Annotated in this window: 16 protein-coding genes; 9 read left to right on the top strand and 7 right to left on the bottom strand. The window is 67.1% G+C overall.

The window, feature by feature from the left end; genetic code table 11:
- Positions 1-16 precede the first annotated feature (16 nt).
- The 8 genes from C4N9_RS00810 (at position 17) to C4N9_RS00845 (ending at position 7,369) form a co-directional block, all read left to right on the top strand.
- Positions 17-934 carry a dioxygenase family protein gene (locus C4N9_RS00810; protein ID WP_210403949.1) on the top strand — a complete coding sequence of 306 codons (918 nt, stop codon included), beginning with the start codon at positions 17-19 and terminating at the stop codon, positions 932-934.
- A gap of 2 nt (positions 935-936) precedes the next feature.
- Positions 937-1,896: a VOC family protein gene (locus tag C4N9_RS00815; protein WP_109531389.1), complete on the top strand. Its 960-nt coding sequence runs from the start codon at positions 937-939 to the stop codon at positions 1,894-1,896.
- Complete coding sequence (locus tag C4N9_RS00820) at positions 1,896-2,552, top strand: alpha/beta hydrolase (RefSeq protein ID WP_109531390.1); 657 nt, start codon at positions 1,896-1,898, stop codon at positions 2,550-2,552. Before C4N9_RS00815 ends, C4N9_RS00820 begins: the two co-directional genes overlap by 1 nt.
- A gap of 105 nt (positions 2,553-2,657) precedes the next feature.
- A complete protein-coding gene (locus C4N9_RS00825) occupies positions 2,658-3,932 on the top strand; it encodes an ABC transporter substrate-binding protein (protein WP_109531391.1) in 1,275 nt (424 codons plus the stop codon).
- A gap of 55 nt (positions 3,933-3,987) precedes the next feature.
- Complete coding sequence (locus tag C4N9_RS00830; RefSeq protein WP_109531392.1) at positions 3,988-4,704, top strand: ABC transporter ATP-binding protein; 717 nt, start codon at positions 3,988-3,990, stop codon at positions 4,702-4,704.
- Positions 4,701-5,408, top strand: coding sequence for an ABC transporter ATP-binding protein (locus tag C4N9_RS00835; RefSeq protein WP_168192094.1), 708 nt, complete (start codon positions 4,701-4,703; stop codon positions 5,406-5,408). The genes C4N9_RS00830 and C4N9_RS00835 overlap by 4 nt, the downstream gene beginning before the upstream one ends.
- Complete coding sequence (locus C4N9_RS00840) at positions 5,405-6,268, top strand: branched-chain amino acid ABC transporter permease (protein WP_109531394.1); 864 nt, start codon at positions 5,405-5,407, stop codon at positions 6,266-6,268. The genes C4N9_RS00835 and C4N9_RS00840 overlap by 4 nt, the downstream gene beginning before the upstream one ends.
- Positions 6,269-6,298: 30 nt before the next feature.
- Complete coding sequence (locus C4N9_RS00845; RefSeq protein ID WP_109531395.1) at positions 6,299-7,369, top strand: branched-chain amino acid ABC transporter permease; 1,071 nt, start codon at positions 6,299-6,301, stop codon at positions 7,367-7,369.
- 21 nt (positions 7,370-7,390) lie between these two features.
- On the opposite strand, the gene C4N9_RS00850 is transcribed toward C4N9_RS00845, so the two are convergent.
- Entirely contained in the window at positions 7,391-8,455 is a 1,065-nt protein-coding gene (locus C4N9_RS00850) for a maleylacetate reductase (protein ID WP_109531396.1), read from the bottom strand.
- A 93-nt stretch (positions 8,456-8,548) separates the two neighbouring features.
- On the bottom strand, positions 8,549-10,306 hold the full coding sequence (locus C4N9_RS00855; protein WP_109531397.1) for an FAD-dependent oxidoreductase: 1,758 nt from the start codon (positions 10,304-10,306) through the stop codon (positions 8,549-8,551).
- A 187-nt stretch (positions 10,307-10,493) separates the two neighbouring features.
- On the opposite strand from C4N9_RS00855, the gene C4N9_RS00860 reads away from it, so the two are divergent.
- Positions 10,494-11,444 (top strand): LysR family transcriptional regulator, encoded by a 951-nt coding sequence (locus tag C4N9_RS00860; RefSeq protein ID WP_109531398.1) that lies wholly within the window; start codon positions 10,494-10,496, stop codon positions 11,442-11,444.
- 10 nt (positions 11,445-11,454) lie between these two features.
- On the opposite strand, the gene C4N9_RS00865 is transcribed toward C4N9_RS00860, so the two are convergent.
- The 5 genes from C4N9_RS00865 to C4N9_RS00885 form a co-directional block, all read right to left on the bottom strand.
- Positions 11,455-12,291, bottom strand: coding sequence for an intradiol ring-cleavage dioxygenase (locus C4N9_RS00865; protein ID WP_109531399.1), 837 nt, complete (start codon positions 12,289-12,291; stop codon positions 11,455-11,457).
- A 194-nt stretch (positions 12,292-12,485) separates the two neighbouring features.
- Positions 12,486-13,436, bottom strand: a complete 951-nt coding sequence (locus tag C4N9_RS00870) for a LysR family transcriptional regulator (protein ID WP_109531400.1) — start codon at positions 13,434-13,436, stop codon at positions 12,486-12,488.
- Positions 13,437-13,514: 78 nt separating this feature from the next.
- Positions 13,515-14,504 (bottom strand): ABC transporter ATP-binding protein, encoded by a 990-nt coding sequence (locus C4N9_RS00875; RefSeq protein WP_109531401.1) that lies wholly within the window; start codon positions 14,502-14,504, stop codon positions 13,515-13,517.
- Positions 14,497-15,492: an ABC transporter ATP-binding protein gene (locus C4N9_RS00880; protein ID WP_109531402.1), complete on the bottom strand. Its 996-nt coding sequence runs from the start codon at positions 15,490-15,492 to the stop codon at positions 14,497-14,499. Before C4N9_RS00880 ends, C4N9_RS00875 begins: the two co-directional genes overlap by 8 nt.
- Before the next feature lie 12 nt (positions 15,493-15,504).
- Complete coding sequence (locus C4N9_RS00885; RefSeq protein WP_109531403.1) at positions 15,505-16,458, bottom strand: ABC transporter permease; 954 nt, start codon at positions 16,456-16,458, stop codon at positions 15,505-15,507.
- Positions 16,459-16,469: the final 11 nt, after the last annotated feature.

Genomic DNA, 16,469 nt, shown 5'->3' on the forward strand with positions numbered 1-16,469 from the left:
GGGAGGTTCCCCGACAATGCGCAATCCCGCAATGCCCCCGGCCATGGCCGAGGCCGGCCTGTCACCGCTGGAGGCTTTCGGCGCCCGGATAGAAGCGGGCGCCCGACAGGGCGATGCGCCGAACGCGCGCCTGGTCGCGGCCATGCTGTCGGTGACGGGCCACATGCAGGCCGTCCTGGACGAGCTGCGCCCCGATCTGGACGAACTGCGCGCGCTGGTCGGGTTCCTGACCGAGGTGGGATACTTCACCGATTCCCGGCGTCAGGAATGGGTGCTTCTGGCCGATGCGCTGGGCCTCTCCGCCGCGATCGAGGATATCAACGCCCCGCGACCGCAGGGCGCCACGCCGAACACGCCCGCCGGTCCGTTCTATCGCGCCGATGCGCCCGACGTGCCGCTTGGCGGGTCGCTCTGTCTGGACGGAAAGGGAGAGAGCTTGCGGGTCACGGGACAGGTCCGGGCGCTCGCGGGAACCCCGCTTGCCGGGGCGCGGGTCGAGGTCTGGCATGCCAACGATCAGGGCCTTTACGAAAACCAGGAACCCGATCAGCAGCCCGAATTCAACCTGCGCGGCAAGCTGACCGCCGACCCGCAGGGCCGCTTCGCGTTCCACACGATCCGCCCGGCGGGTTATGCGCTGCCCGGCGACGGGCCGGTCGCGATGCTGCTCACCCGGCTGGGCCTGTCGCTGGACCGCCCCGCGCATCTGCATTTCCGCGTCTCGGCGCCGGGATACCAGACGCTCACCACGCAGATTTTCGACCGGGCGGATCCCGCCATCGGTCGCGATGCCGTCTTCGGGGTCAAACCCGAACTTCTGGCCGAGTTCCGTGCCCACCCGTCCAAGGACGGCGCGCGCACGCATTCGCTCGACCTCAACCTCGTGCTCTGCCCTCTGGACAAGCGCGATTCCGGCCCTGTGGGAGGAGCCTGACCATGAGCCAAATCAGCGGCTATCACCACCTGACCCTGTCGACCGACGGCGCGCAGGAAGATTTCGACTTCTACACCAAGGATCTTGGCCTGCATTCGGTCAAGCGCACGGTCCTGTTCGACGGGGTCATTCCCGTCTACCACCTGTATTACGGCTCGCCCAATGGCGACGCCTCGACCATCATCACCACCTTCCCGTTCCGCAAACCTGGGGTCTATGGACGGCGCGGCACCAATCAGGCGCGCACGATCATGCAGGCCATTCCGAAGGGCGCGGCGGATTTCTGGGTCGACCGACTCAACGGGCGCGGCATCGACGCGAAAAAGATCACCCGGTTCGGCGCCGACCGCGTGGCATTCCTGCATCCCTGCGGCATTCCGCACGAGCTGGTCGAAAGCGACAGCGACCCGCGCGAACCCATCACCAATGACGCGCAGGGCATCGGCAAGGCGCACGGGATCAAGGGGATCTATGGCGGGCTGGTCGCCTGTTTCGACCGCACCGCGATGGACGATTTCATGACCATCGCCCTGCCGCTGACCAAGGAAGCGGATAACCACGAAGGCACCGTCTACCGCGTGCCCGATGCGAATGGCGTGATCCAGCGGGTCGAAGTGGTGGATGACCGCACCTCGCCCCAGGGCACATGGACCCTGTCGGGCGGCACGATCCACCACATGGCGCTGAATACCGGCGACGAGGACAGCCAGATGGCGCTCAGGGCGCATATCGAGGGACTGGGTTTCACCGACATTTCCGAACAGAAGGACCGCATGTACTTCAAGTCCTGCTATGTCCGGTCGCCCGGCGGCGCGCTGTTCGAACTGGCCTGGACGACCCCCGAAGGCTGGGCCCGCGACGAGGCGCCCGGCGAGATCGGCAAGACCCTCGTGTTTCCGCCGTGGTTCAAGGACCGCGAATCGGAGCTGCGCGAAGGGCTGGAAGAGGCCGAGTTCGTCTGATGGCGCAGGGCGGCTTCTTGCGGCGCGGGGCGCAGGGATCGGCGGCGAAGGCGCTTTGCGTCTTCGTCCACGGTCGCAGCCAGTCGCCCGAAGAGATGGAAAGCCATGTTCTGGCGCGGCTCGATGCGCCGGGCGTGGCCTTTCACCTGCCCCGTGCGCCCGGGGGCAGCTGGTACGACGCCCGGGCAATCGATCCGCTGACAGAGGGCACGCGGACGCAACTGGCCGGGGCGCTGAGCCAGCTCGGCGCCGAGATCGCCGCCTTTCGCGCCGAGTATCCCGGCCTGCCCCTGCTGCTGGCCGGGTTCTCGCAAGGGGCGTGCCTGTCGCTGGAATACGCGTTCGCGGGCGCGGCTCCGCCGCAGGCGCTGGCCGCGCTGACCGGCTGCCGCGTCGGCACGCCGGCCTGCCAGCGCGGGGATGCGCTGCCCCGAACCCTGCCCGTCTACCTGACCGGCGGCGACAAGGATCCGTGGATTCCGGTCCATGCCTTTGCCGAGGCCGCGCAGGCCCTTGGCGAAGGCGGGGCGGTGTTGCGGACGGATCTGTTTCCCGGCCGCGGGCACGAAGTCGCGGAGCCCGAGATCGCCATGCTGAAAAGCCTGCTGGCGGATTTGATGGCAGACCGTCCCCCGACGATGGGGGCGGATCGCTGACACGAGGCGGGGCCGCCCCCGCTGCGAGACCCAAAGGCGGAACGCCGCAGGCCGGGCGCGAGGAGGCACCCGCTTGCAGCCACGACAACCAAAGGGAGGAAAGCAATGTTTACAAGACGCAAGTTCCTGACCACGACCTCGGCCACCGGGCTCACGCTCGCGGCGTCGGGGCTGGCCGCCCCCGCCATCGCGCAGGGGCGCAAGATCAAGCTGGGTTATGTCTCGCCGCAGACCGGCCCGCTCGCCGGGTTCGCCGAAAGCGACGCCTATAACATCGCCCGTTTCCTTGCGACCGAGGCGGGCCAGAATTTCGAGGTCATCGTCAAGGACAGCCAGTCCAACCCGACCCGCGCGGCGGATGTGGCCAAGGACCTGATCATCTCGGATGAAATCGACCTGATGCTGGTCGCCTCGACCCCCGAGAACACAAACCCCGTCGCCACCACCTGCGAGGCCGAGGGCATTCCCGTCATCTCGACCAAGGCGCCGTGGCAGCCGTGGTTCATCGGCCAGCAGGGCAATCCCGGCGATCCGTCCAGCTGGCGGCCCTTCGATTTCGCCTTCCACTATTTCTGGGGGATGGAGGATCTGGGCGCGGTCTTCGTGGGCATGTGGGACCAGCTCGACACCAACAAGCAGATCGGCGGGCTGTTTCCGAACGATGCAGACGGCAACGCGCTGGGCGATCCGGATGTGGGCCTGCCCGCGATCTTCCGGCAGGCCGGGTATGTCACCCATGATCCGGGCCGCTATCAGAACCTCAGCGACGATTTCACGGCTCAGATCAACGCCTTCAAATCCGCCAATGCCGAGATCGTCACGGGCGTCGTGATCCCGCCCGATTTCACCACCTTCTGGAATCAGGCCCGCCAGCAGGGTTTCAGCCCCAAGGCCATCTCGGTCGCCAAGGCGATCCTGTTCCCGCAATCGGTGGAAACGCTGGGCGAGGCCGGGCACAACCTGTCGTCGGAAATCTGGTGGTCGCCGCAGCATCCGTTCCAGTCCTCGCTGACCGGCCAGTCGTCGCGCGACCTGGCCGAGGATTACGAGGCCGAGAGCGGGCGTCCCTGGACCCAGCCCATCGGCTTCATCCACTCGCTGTTCGAGGTCGCCTCGGACGTGATGGGCCGCGTCACCAGCCCCGAAGACCCCGAGGAAGTCGCCGCCGCCATCGCCGCGACCGATCTGGAAACCATCGTCGGCCATGTGGCGTGGAACGGCGAGGGCGTGCCCGATTTCGCCGCCGCCAATGTCTGCAAGACGCCGCTGGTCGGCGGGCAATGGCGCCGGCGCGAGGATGGCGGTTTCGACCTCGTCTGCGTCGAGAACGGGATCGCGCCGCAGATCCCCACCGCGGGCACGATGGAACCCTTGGCCTGATCACCCGGCGGGGCGGTGCCGGTCATCGCCCCGCCGCCGTTTCGGAGAAGCCCTGATGATGCTGACCCTCGACACTGTCTCGAAATCCTTCGGCGCGCTGACCGTCACCGACGGCGTCAGCCTCTCGGTGCCCAAGGGCGAGGCCCTTGGCATCATCGGCCCCAACGGCGCGGGCAAGTCCACGCTGTTCAACCTGATTACCGGCAACCTGATGGTCAGCGCGGGCCGCATCGAGCTGATGGGCCGCGATGTCACGCGGATGCCGGCGATGAAGCGCGTGCGCATGGGCGTCGGGCGCAGCTTCCAGATCCCGCAGCCCTTCGAGGGCCTGACCGTGTTCGAGAACCTGCTTACCGCCGCGCGGTTCGGTGGCGCCGCCAGCCACGACCGCGCGGTGCATGACTGCGCCGAGATCCTGCGCCGGACCGGGATGCTGGCGCGGGCCAACCAGCTTGCCGGCGATCTGAGCCTGCTGGACCGCAAGCGGCTGGAACTGGCGCGCGCGCTGGCCACCGGGCCCGAGCTGCTTCTGCTCGATGAAATCGCCGGCGGCCTGACCGAGGGCGAATGCCGCACGCTGGTGGACACGATCCGCGAGATTCACGCGGCGGGCACGACGATCATCTGGATCGAGCATGTCCTGCACGCGCTCACCTCGGTGGTGGAGAGGCTGGCGGTGCTGGATTTCGGCCGCCTGATCGGCGTGGGCGCCCCAGACGAGATCATGGCCTCGCGCGAGGTGCGCGAAATCTATCTGGGGATCGAGGTCTGATGCTTCTGCAAACCAACTCCCTCGATGCCGGATACGGGCGCTTCCGCGCTCTCTTCGGCATCGATATCGAGGTCGCCGCTGGCGAATGCATCGCCATCATCGGCGCCAACGGCGCGGGAAAATCGACGCTCATGCGGTCGATTTCCGGCGTTCTGCCCAACGCACCCGGGATGATCCTGCATAACGGCGAACCCATCGGCGCGCTCAGCGCGGCGGCGATCCTGAAACGCGGAATCGCCATGGTCCCCGAGGGACGCAAGCTGTTCCCCTCGCTCTCGGTCGAGGAAAACCTGCTGATCGGCGGACAGAAGCGGCGCGGCAGCGGGGCGTGGTCGCTGCAGACGATCTATGACCTGTTTCCGATCCTGCGCGAGAAACGCGCCCTGCCCGGCACCTCGCTGTCTGGCGGGCAGCAACAGATGGTCGCCATCGGCCGCGCGCTGATGTCCAACCCCGAGCTTCTGCTCTGCGACGAGATCAGCCTCGGGCTGGCCCCGGTGGTGATCCGCGACATCTATGCCGCACTGCCCCGGATCCGGGAAACCGGCGCGGCGGTGATCGTTGTCGAACAGGACATCACGCAGGCCCTGCGCGTGGCCGACCGGGTCTATTGCCTGATGGAGGGGCGCGTCACCCTGTCGGGCACGCCCGATACGCTGACCCGCGACGCGATCCACGACGCCTATTTCGGAGGCCACGCATGATCTGGCTCGACACCATCGTGCAGGGAATCCTGCTGGGCGGTCTTTACGCGCTGTTCGCCACCGGGCTCAGCCTTGTCTTCGGGATCATGCGGCTGGTCAACCTGGCGCATGGCGACATGATCGTGCTGGCGGCCTACCTGATCCTGGTGCTGGTCATGACGCTGGGCCTGTCGCCCTGGATCGCCGTGCTGATCGCCGCGCCCGTCATGTTCGCGCTGGGCTGGCTGTTGCAGCGCGTGGTGCTGAACCGGGTGCTGGGCCCCGATATCCTGCCGCCGCTGCTGGTCACGTTCGGGCTGTCCATCGCCATCCAGAACGCCCTGCTCGAAGGCTTCTCGGCCGATAGCCGCCGCATTCCCAACCCGGAGCTTGAGGGGGCCTCGATGGCGCTGGGGCCGATTAATGTGGGCGTGATGCCGATGCTGACCTTCGCGTCCGCCATCGTGGTGATCGTGATCCTCAACCGGGTGATCTATGCCACGCCGCTGGGCCGGTCCTTTCGCGCGACATCGGACGATCCGGTCACGGCCGGCCTGATGGGGGTCGAGCCGATGAAGGTCTTTGCCGTGGCGACCGGCCTTGCCATGGTCGTCGTCACCATCGCCGCGCTCTATCTGGGCACGCGCGCGAATTTCGACCCCGCCATCGGACCCGCGCGGCTGATCTATGCCTTTCAGGCGGTCATCATCGGCGGGCTGGGAAGCCTGTGGGGCACGCTGGCGGGCGGCATCATCATCGGCGTGGCGCAGACGCTGGGCGCCGCCGTGAATCCCGAATGGCAGATCCTGTCGGGCCATATCGCCTTTCTGGTCGTGCTGCTGATCCGCCCGCGCGGCCTGTTCCCCCGCGCCTATGACTGACCCCGCCGCATATCCGAAACGGAGCCCCGCATGACCCCGTCCGACACCCCATGGCGCGCCAGCTCGAAAACACGCGCGGGCACCTTCGTCGCGATTCTTGCGGTCGCGGTGATCCTGATCGGGCTGGTCCTGCCCGGCTTCGCCTCGCGGCGGCTCATCCAGGACCTGTTCTATATCCTGACGATGCTGACGCTGGCGCAGATCTGGAACCTGCTGGCCGGTTATGGCGGGCTGGTTTCGGTGGGCCAGCAGGCTTTTGTCGGCATCGGCGCCTATGCGCTGTTCGGGGCCGTGATCCTTGGCGGCATGGATCCGATGCTGGCGATCCTGCTGGGCGGTGTCGCGGGGCTGGTGCTGGCCGTGCCGATGGCGTTCTTCGCTTTCCGCCTGCACGGCGCCTATTTCGCCATCGGCACCTGGGTGATCGCCGAGGTCACGCGGCTGCTGGTCGCGCAGTGGAAGGCCCTGGGCGGCGGTACCGGCACCTCGCTGCCGCGCGCGGCGACCAGCGACATGATCGGCGTCGCGCAGGTGGCTGAGCTGTTCGACGTGCGAACCGCCGCCGCGCGCGATATCCTGGCCTACTGGATCGCGCTGATCCTTGCCGTGGCCGTGATCGCGGGGATCTATGGCCTGCTGCGCAGCCGGATGGGCCTGGCCCTGATCGCGGTGCGCGACAATCCCGAAGCGGCGAAATCGGTGGGCGTCGACGTGCGCTGGCTGAAATGGGCGGTGTTCCTGATCGCCTCGGTCGCCACGGGCGTGACCGGCGCGCTGATCTTCCTGCAGACCGCGCGGATCTCGCCCGACGCGGCCTTCGCCATCACCGACTGGACGGCATATGTGATCTTCATCGTGGTGATCGGCGGCATCGGCACCATCGAGGGGCCGATCCTGGGCGTGCTGGTCTTCTTCCTGCTGCGCAACTCGCTCGCGGATTACGGATCGTGGTACCTGCTGACGCTGGGCCTGATCGCGATTCTGGCGATGATCTTCGCGCCCAAGGGGCTGTGGGGCCTGATCTCGGCGCGTAGCGGGCTGCACCTGTTCCCGATCCGCCGCCGCCTGACCGGCCCCCTGCCAGAGCGGGGCGAGGGCTGAACCCCCGGCGCGCGCCCCGGCTCAGGAACCCGGGCGCGCGCCGTCCCAGGCCTGTTGCAACAAGGCGCGGATATCGGCCCGATCGAAGGGGCGCGGGTTGGAATAGCGGTTTTCGACCGCCAGGTCGGCGGCGCGGTCCAGATCGGCCTCCGAGATCCCCACCTCTTGCAGGCTCAGCGGCGAGCCGACCTCGGACGCGAAATCCCACAGCCCCCCGCCGGCGGAACCGCCGCCGAACGCCTCGGCGATGGGCGCCAGAGCCTCGGGCACGGCCACTTCGTTGAAGGCGGTGGTATAGGGCAGAAGGATCGCGTGCGTTTCGGCATGGGGCGTGTCGAACGAACCCCCGAACACATGCGCCAGCTTGTGATGCAACGCCATCGACACATAGCCCAGCGCTGTCGAACAGCACCACGCGGCGTAAAGCGCGCGCGTCCGGGCCTGTTGCGACTGCGGATCGGCGATGAGCTGCGGCAGCCCCGTCTTGAAGGCCTGCATCGCGTCGCGGCACATCAGCTCGATGACGGGCGAGCGGTCGGGCGCGTAGAACGCCTCCATCGCGTGGGCGATGGCGTTCATCGCCGAGGTGACGGTCAGCCCCACCGGCAGCGTCCGGGTCAGGTCGACATCGTAGATCACCGTCTCGGGCCGGATCGCCGGGTCGCGCCGGGTGGTTTTCCGGCCCTCCGAGGTCTCACCCAGAATGTCGGTCATTTCCGAGCCCGCATAGGTCGTCGGGATCGCCACCTGGTCGGCGCTGGTGCGCAGGGCGATGGCCTTGCCCAGCCCGGTGGTGGACCCGCCGCCCAGACTGACCACCGCGCCCGCGCCGCTTTTCTCGTAGGCGGCGATGGCCTTTTGCGTCACCTCGACCGGCGTGTGCATCGCCGCTCCGGCGAAGACCCCCGCGGCCCGCTTGCCCAGCGCCTCGGCCAGCCGCTGCGCTTCGTCTTCCTGATGCGGGGTCGACAGGATCAGCGCGCGGGACTGGCCCAGACGCTCAAGCTCGTCCCCGGCCTGCGCAAGGGTGCCCGATCCGAACACCACGCGCGTGGTCAGGCCGGGAAAAACGAAGGACTCCATCATGATCTTGCCTTTCAGCCGTCTAGGCTTTCTCTCGCTCGCATGCGCCTGCCGCCAGCCGGACCCGGCCAACAACAGGCGCAGCTTCTGTCCCGTTCAGCGCGCCAGAACCTGTCGCAGGACGCGGAACAGATCCGACTCGGGCGCGTCGGTCATCGCGGTGGCGCGCCACGCGACATGCTGGTCGGGTCGCACCAGCAGACAGCCATTGTCCCGGATCTCCGAGATCCGCGCCCAGTCGCCGCCGTGATCCACGTAATCCTGACGCGGGCCGATCACATGGGTGGCGATCTCGATCCCCAGATCGGTGGCCACGCGCCCGGCGGCCGCGATCCACGCCTCGCCGCCCAGACCGGTCAGCAGCGTGAAGCGCCCCTTGCCGCACAGATCCAGCGTCGAAATCTCGGCGCCCGTATCGCGGCGATAGAGCCAGGCATGGGGCAGCCGCGCGCCGGGCCAGGTGGTAGGCTGGTAATACAGGTCGGCGTCCATCTCGAACGCGGGTTCGACCTGCCCGTCCGTCACCACCGCGTCCGAGCGATAGCGCTGGTTCATTTCGACCCCGTGCGCGTCGAACTCGTATTTCTTGAAGGCGATGGCCTTACGGATCGCCTCGCGCTGGGCCTCGGCCTCGGGCGTGCCGTCACAGCGGGCCTCCAGGTTGGCCTGCATCTGCGCGGGGTCCACCCCCTCGGCCATGCCCAGCGCGGCAAAGATCGGCCCGGTTTCGGCGATCGACTGGTTCGCCCGCGTGACGATCTGTTTGGCAATCGGCGCGCGCTCGGTATCGTAGCTGTCCAGCAGACGCTCGCCCGCCTGCCCTTTCAGCACCATGGCCAGCTTCCAAGACAGGTTGAACGCGTCCTGAATCGACGTGTTCGATCCCAGCCCGTTCGAGGGCGGATGCCGGTGGATCGCGTCGCCCATGCAAAAGACGCGGCCTTTGGAAATCTTCGTCGCGTGGTAATTGTTCACGGTCCATGTGCTGGCCGACAGCAATTCGATGTCCAGATCCGGATCGCCGATGAGCTGCCGCGCCACGCCGGTGGCGAATTCGGGCGTGACCTCGGGTTCGGGCGCGTTGATGTCATAGCCCCAGACGATCAGCCACTCGTTCCACGGCCGCACCATCCGCACCAGCCCCATGCCGATGCCGCCCACATCCGCGCCGGGCTGCATCACCCAGTACAGAACCGAGGGACGATGCGCGACATAGCGCGACAGGTCGGCGCGGAACAGGATGTTCATCGAGCCGCCGACGCCCATCTTGCCTTCGAACGGAAGGCCCAGTTGTTCGGCCACCAGCGACTTGCCGCCATCCGCGCCGATCAGGTATTTCGACCGCACCGTCACTTCCTTGCCCGACAGCCTGTCGCGCAGCGTGCTGGTCACGCCCTCGGCATCCTGTACATGGCTCAGATACTCGGTCGACATCCGCGCCTGCGTGCCGCGCGAACAGGCGGTCTTGAACAGAAGCGGCTCCATGAAGGTCTGCGGCAGGTCGTTCATCTTGGTGGGCGAGGCCATCTGATGCGCCGCGCGCGACAGGGGATGATTGCCCCAGGCCTTCATCCGCCCGATTTCTTCCCCGGCGAGGCTTTCGCAGAAGATGTTCTCGCCCATCAGGCCCTGATGCGTACCGAAAAGATAGGCCTCGTCCTCGACCTCACGGCCCATGTCGCGCAGGACCTCCATCGTGCGCTGGTTGGTGATATGCGCGCGCGGCGTGTTGGCCAGCCAGCGATAGCGGTTCACCGCCATGTTCTCGATGCCGTAGCTCGACAACAAGGCCGCGCTGGCGGCACCGGCGGGGCCGGTTCCGATGATAAGAACATCCGTGGTGATATCGGCCATGGCGCGTGGTCCCTCCCTCGTCCTGCGTCGGCTGCGGCGCGTGCCGCTTCGATGCCCGACGGGTCCGCGGCGCGACCGCGCGACGCACGGGCGCGCGGCCGGTCTCCTCCCGTCCCGGCCTGACCACGGTAACCCGGCAAATGCGGGATATTGATCGCATAGCGGCAGCTCAATATAACGGGTCAGCATGAAACTCAGCGCTGAACATCTGGAAATCCTGGCGGTGATCGTCGAGAAGGGCGGGCTCACCGAAGGGGCCGAGGCGCTGGGCAAGTCGCAGCCATCCGTCTCGCGGTCGATGGCGCTTCTGGAACAGCGCGTCGGCCTGCCGCTGTTCGAACCCGGACGCCGTCCGCTCAGACCGACCGAGCTGGGCCTCAGGCTGGCTCGGGCGGGGGCGCAGATCCGCGCCGCGGGGCTCGAGGCCGGGCAGATCGTGAAGCGCTTCCAGCGCGGTCAGGCGGGGCGCCTGCGGATGGGCGGGACGCCGGTCTTCATGGATGGCGTCGTGTCGGCCATCATCGCCGATTTCCAGTCGCGCCACAGCGATGTCCAGATCGAGCAGGTCTACGGCTATCTCGACCAGCTCGCGCTCAGCCTGCGCAACGAGGCGCTGGACCTGGCGATCCTGCCGATGCATGCCTCGCAGGTTCCGAAGGACATGCATTTCACGCCGCTCATGGGGGGGCACAATGTGATCGTCTGCCGTGCCGGCCACCCGCTGACCCGGCGCAAGGGGCTGACGATGCAGGATATCGACAGTTTCGGCTGGATCGCGCCGCCCACGGACAGCCCGCTTTACCGCGACCTGCAGCGGGCGGTGCGGTCCATCGGGCGTGAGGATTTCCACGTCAGTTTTTCAGGCGGAACGCTGGCCTCGATCCTTGCGGTGCTGACCGGGTCCGATGCGCTGACCGTGCTGCCCTATTCCGTTGCGTTCCTGGCGCGGCGCAACACGCCGCTGGAAATCCTGCCCATCCGCATCGAGCATCCAGACCGGCACCTGGGCATCCTGCGCCTCTCGAAAGCCCGCGCCGAGGCGCGGACACTGACGCTTTTTTCCGGCTTCGTCGCGGACGAGCTTCACCGGCTGCAAAACCGCATTGACCACGAATTGCAAGTGCGCCGCCGGGGCTGAGCGGGCAGGCTCAGGCGGGGACGAGCACGAAATCGTATTCCGAGCGCCACAGTGTGTCTTCGCCCTCAAGCCGCTCATAGGGCGCGATCAGCGATTCCTTGACGCCGAAAACCGCGTCCGAGGTCAGATAGGAATCGTCGCCCACGAAGGTATGCGTCACCAGCTTCTGGAAGCCTTCGGCCGTCACCAGATAATGCATATGCGCCGGGCGATAGGGATGCCGGCCCAGATGGCCCAGCATCTGGCCGACAGGGCCGTCATCGGGAATGGGATAGGCCACGGGCTTGATCCCCCGGAACGCATAGCGCCCATCCGCGCCGGTAAAGAAACGCCCGCGATTGTTCCATTTCGGTTGAATGCCGGGCTGCTGGACGTCGTAATATCCGTCTGCGTTATCCGACCAGACATCGACACAGGCGCCTTCAACCGGGTTGCCCTCCAGATCGACGACGCGGCCCACGAACAGGCAACTCTCGCCCTTCCCGTCCAGCGAGATCTGGTCGCCCATCGCACGGATCGGCGCATCGGCGACGTGGAACGGGCCGAACACGGTGTTTTCGGTCGCGCCATCGGGGCGGCGGTTGTTGATCGCATCGACCAGCATCGACAGGCCCAGCACATCCGACAGCAGGATGAATTCCTGCCGTTCCCCGGAACACATCTGCCCGGTCCGTGTCAGGAAACCGATACCGTATTCCCATTCTTCCTGCGTCAGGTTCACCTCGGTCGCGAAGGCATGGAGATGCCGCACCAGGCTTTCCATCACCCGCTGCAGCCGCGGATCGGTGTCAGGCCCCATCCGGCCATTCACGGTGCGGGCGGAATTGGCTTCGTCGAAATAGCTCATGATGCGCGGGTCCCTGATCTGCGGCCCCGGCAGGCTGCCGGGCCTGAACGACGGAAGGACACCCAGGCGACACCAGCGGACATGAACCCGGCGCTTCCTCCCCGGATCTTTATTCAGGATGCCGACACCCGAGGTCAAATGCGCATGACGGCGGCCAATATATCCCGAGGGTATATTCGGCCGGCCCCGTGCGCTCAGCGTCCCCACACCACGGCGTTCTCGTGCCGCTGGATGATATGCCGCAGATCGTCGAAGGCGTGCATGATGTGATGCGCCAGCCGGTCGGCGGCGGGCGTGCGCGGCGCGCCGGCAAGCCGCAATATGCCCAGCGAGCGATTGGGCTGCGGAATATCGTAGGGCAGGACAACGACGCGGTTTTCCTTGCGCTGCGCAAAGACGACCGAAAACGGCAGCACGGCCAGCGCGTTCGACCCGGCCAGGAAGTTGATCACGCTCATCAGCGAGCCGCCGGAATAGCGGATGCTCAGTTCGGACACGCCGATGCTCATGAGGATCATCTGCAGATCGGACATCAGCGGCGAGCCGGGCAGCGGCGCGATCCACGGAAAAGCGGTCAGATCGACCGCCTGCAGCCGCGCGCGGCGCATCAGCGGATGGCCCGGGCGGCAGGCGACGATATTGCGACCGGGCAGCAACTCGAAGAAATCGAAGGCCGGGCCGGGATGCGCCGAGCCGATCGGCACGATGCCCAGATCGATGAGCCCCGCCTCCAGCGCCGAGGTCAGTTCGGGCAGGTTGCCATAGCTCTGTTCGACCGTCACTTCGGGTTCGTCGCCATGAAAGCTGGCGATCATCTCGCTGATCATCGCGTCCATGAAAAAGGGCACGCCGCCCACCCGCACCACGCCGCGCGCGCCGGTGACGTAACCGCGGACCGCCTCGGTTGCGTGCCGCGAGGCGGCAAGGATGGCGCGGCCATGGATCGCCAGTTGCTCGCCCAATGGCGTCGCCTGAAGCGGACGCCGTCCCCGCACGAAAAGCGGCTGTTCGATCCGCGCCTCCAGCATCGACAGGGACCGGCTGACCGCCGACTGCGTCATGCCCAGAAGGGCCGCCGCTTCGGACACGCTGCCGGTGTCCAGAACCGCCGCAAGCTGGATCAGGTGGCGTTCATTCAGCCTCATCCCGCGATTCTATAGGCCCAGCCCGGTCACCCGGCAATCCCGATGACCGGATCCGGCCCGTTTCCCGGCGCCCCGCGCTCAGGCCGGGGCGACCTTGTCCAGCGCGTGGCAGGCGGCCTGCCCGATGGGCGTGGGCTGCGGCAGCGGCACCTCGTGCCGGCAGCGGTCATGGACCAGCGGGCAGCGCGGATGAAAGGCGCAACCGGGCGGCGGCGAGATCGGGTTCGGGATCTCGCCCTCGACCGGCCGGCGCCTGCGCCCCGACAGCGCCAGATCCGGCACCGCGTCCAGCAGCATCCGCGTATAGGGGTGCTGCGGATCGGTGAACAGCTTCTTGCCCTGCGCCACTTCGACCAGACGGCCCAGATACAGAACGCCGATCCGGTTCGCCATGTGCCGGACCACCGACAGATCGTGGCTGATCAGCAGATAGGTCAGCCCGAACTCGTCCTGCAGATCGCGCATCAGGTTCAGGATCTGCGCCTGAACCGACACGTCCAGCGCCGAGGTCGGCTCGTCGCAGACGATGAATTCGGGCTTCGACGACAGCGCCCGCGCGATGGCGATCCGCTGACGCTGGCCGCCCGAGAATTCATGCGGGAACTTGTTCACGTCGCCCGCCGACAGGCCCACGACTTCCAGAAGCCGCCCGGCTTCCTTGCGGGCGTCGGTGGCGTTCATCAGGCCGAAGGTGCGGATCGGCTCGGCGATGATCTCGCCCACCCGCCAGCGCGGATTGAGGCTGGCGAACGGGTCCTGAAAGATCATCTGGAACCGCCGCCGCAGCGCGCGGGGAATGCCCGCCGAGGTGTCGATCTTCTGCCCGTCGAAGGTGATCGTCCCCCCCGACGGCGGCAGCAGGCCCACCACCATCTTGGCAATCGTCGACTTGCCCGAGCCGGATTCGCCCACCAGCGCGAAGGTCTCGCCCCTGGCAATCTCGAAGCTCACATCGGCATTCGCGGTGAGGAACTGCTTTTCCTCGCGCTCGATCACCCGGTTGAGCCAAGGTTTCGACACGTCGAAGCGGCGCGTCAGGCCCTCGATCTTCAGCAATGGCTCAGTCATGGGGCACCTCCTGCGTCTTGGCCGGGTCGTGCAGCCAGCACGCCGCAAGCCGCCCGGGTTCGGGCGACAGAAGCTCGGGACGCTCGGTGAAACAGGGGGCAAAGGCCCGGTCGCAGCGGGGGTTGAAGGCGCAACCCTGCGGAATCGCGTTGAGCCGCGGCATCGAGCCCGGGATTTGCACCAGCCGGTCGCTTTCCTGTGTCAGCGTCGGGATCGACCCCATCAGGCCCTGCGTATAGGGATGCAGTGCCTCGGTGATGACCTCGCGCACCGGCCCGATTTCGGCCATCCGCCCGGCATAGAGCACCGCCACGCGGTCGGCGGTTTCCGCGATCACGCCCATATCGTGGGTAATCAGCATCACGGCGGCGCCACGCTCGGCGCAGATATCCTTGAGCACCTCAATGATCTGCGACTGCACCGACACGTCCAGCGCCGTTGTCGGCTCGTCGGCGATCACCAGTTCCGGCTCGGCGCAAAGCGCCAGCGCGATCACCACGCGCTGCCGCATTCCGCCCGAGAAATGGTGCGGGTAATCGTCGATCCGGCGCTCGGCCGCCGGGATACCCACGCGATCCAGAAGCGCGACGGCGCGTTTGCGCGCCTCGGCCTCGGAGCAGTCGATATGCGTGCGGATCGTTTCGATCAGCTGCTGAGCGACGGTATAGAGCGGGTTGAGCGAGGTCAGCGGGTCCTGGAACACCATGCCGATCCGCTTGCCGCGGATCTTGCGCAAGGCGTCGGGGCGCAGGTTGTCGATCCGCTCGCCCTTGAGCCGGATCTCGCCCCCGGCAATGCGGCCGGGCGGTTCGATCAGGCCGATGATGGCGCTTCCGGTGATGGATTTCCCGGCGCCGGATTCGCCGACCATGCCCAGCACCTCGCCCGGCATGATGTCAAAGCTGACGCGGTCGAGCGCGCGCAGCGTGCCGCGACGGGTGGGGAATTCCACCACCAGGTCGCGGACGGAAAGCAGGGGGTCTGCCATCGCGGGCCTCCCTTAACGAAGACGAGGGTTCAGCGCGTCGCGCAGCCAGTCACCCAACAGGTTGACCGACAGCGCAAGCGCAAGAAGGGTGACGGCGGGGAACAAGAGGATCCACCATTCGCCCGAGATCAGGAACGACTGCCCGATGCGGATCAGCGTGCCCAGCGAGGGTTGCGTCGGCGGCACACCCACGCCCAGGAAGGACAGCGTCGCCTCGGCGATGATCGCCAGCGCCAGCGAGATCGTCGCGATGACCAGCACCGGCCCCATCACGTTGGGCAGGATGTGGCGGAACATGATCTTCGCCGGATGCGCGCCGATGACCCGGGCAGCCTGGACGTATTCCTTGCTTTTCTCGACCATCGTCGCGCCGCGCACGACGCGCGCGAACTGCACCCAGTCGGACAGGCCGATGGCGACGATCAGCACCCAGATCGCCATCTGGTCGCGCAGGTTGTCGGGAATGAAGCCCCGCGCGATGCCGAAGATCAGCAGCGCGATCAAGATCGCCGGGAAGGCCAGCTGCACATCCGCCACGCGCATCAGCGCGCTGTCGACCCAGCCGCCGCGCCAGCCCGCGAACAGCCCGATGGAAATGCCCAGCACCATGGCGAACACCACCGCCATCGCCCCCACGAACAGCGAGGTCCGGGTGCCGTACATGATGGTCGACAGCATGTCGCGACCCTGATTGTCGGCGCCCATCACGAAGACCTCGCCGGTGAAGGCGTTGGGCTCCATCGGCGGGGTGAAACCGTTCATCAGGTTCAGCCCGGCGGGGTTGTAGGGGTTCATCGGCGCCAGCCACGGCGCGAACACGGCGCAGAAGATGATCACCAGCGCGACGACGGTGGCGACGATGGCCACCGGCGAGGTGCGGAAGGCATAGGCCAGATCGCTGTCCCAGGCGCGGTACAGGCGACCGGCGGGTTTGGGCGGAACGGGGGTCTTGCTGTCAGAGGTCATGGCTTAGCTCC

It is taken from the genome of Pararhodobacter marinus (genome assembly GCF_003122215.1).
In the GTDB taxonomy this organism is placed as follows: domain Bacteria; phylum Pseudomonadota; class Alphaproteobacteria; order Rhodobacterales; family Rhodobacteraceae; genus Pararhodobacter; species Pararhodobacter marinus.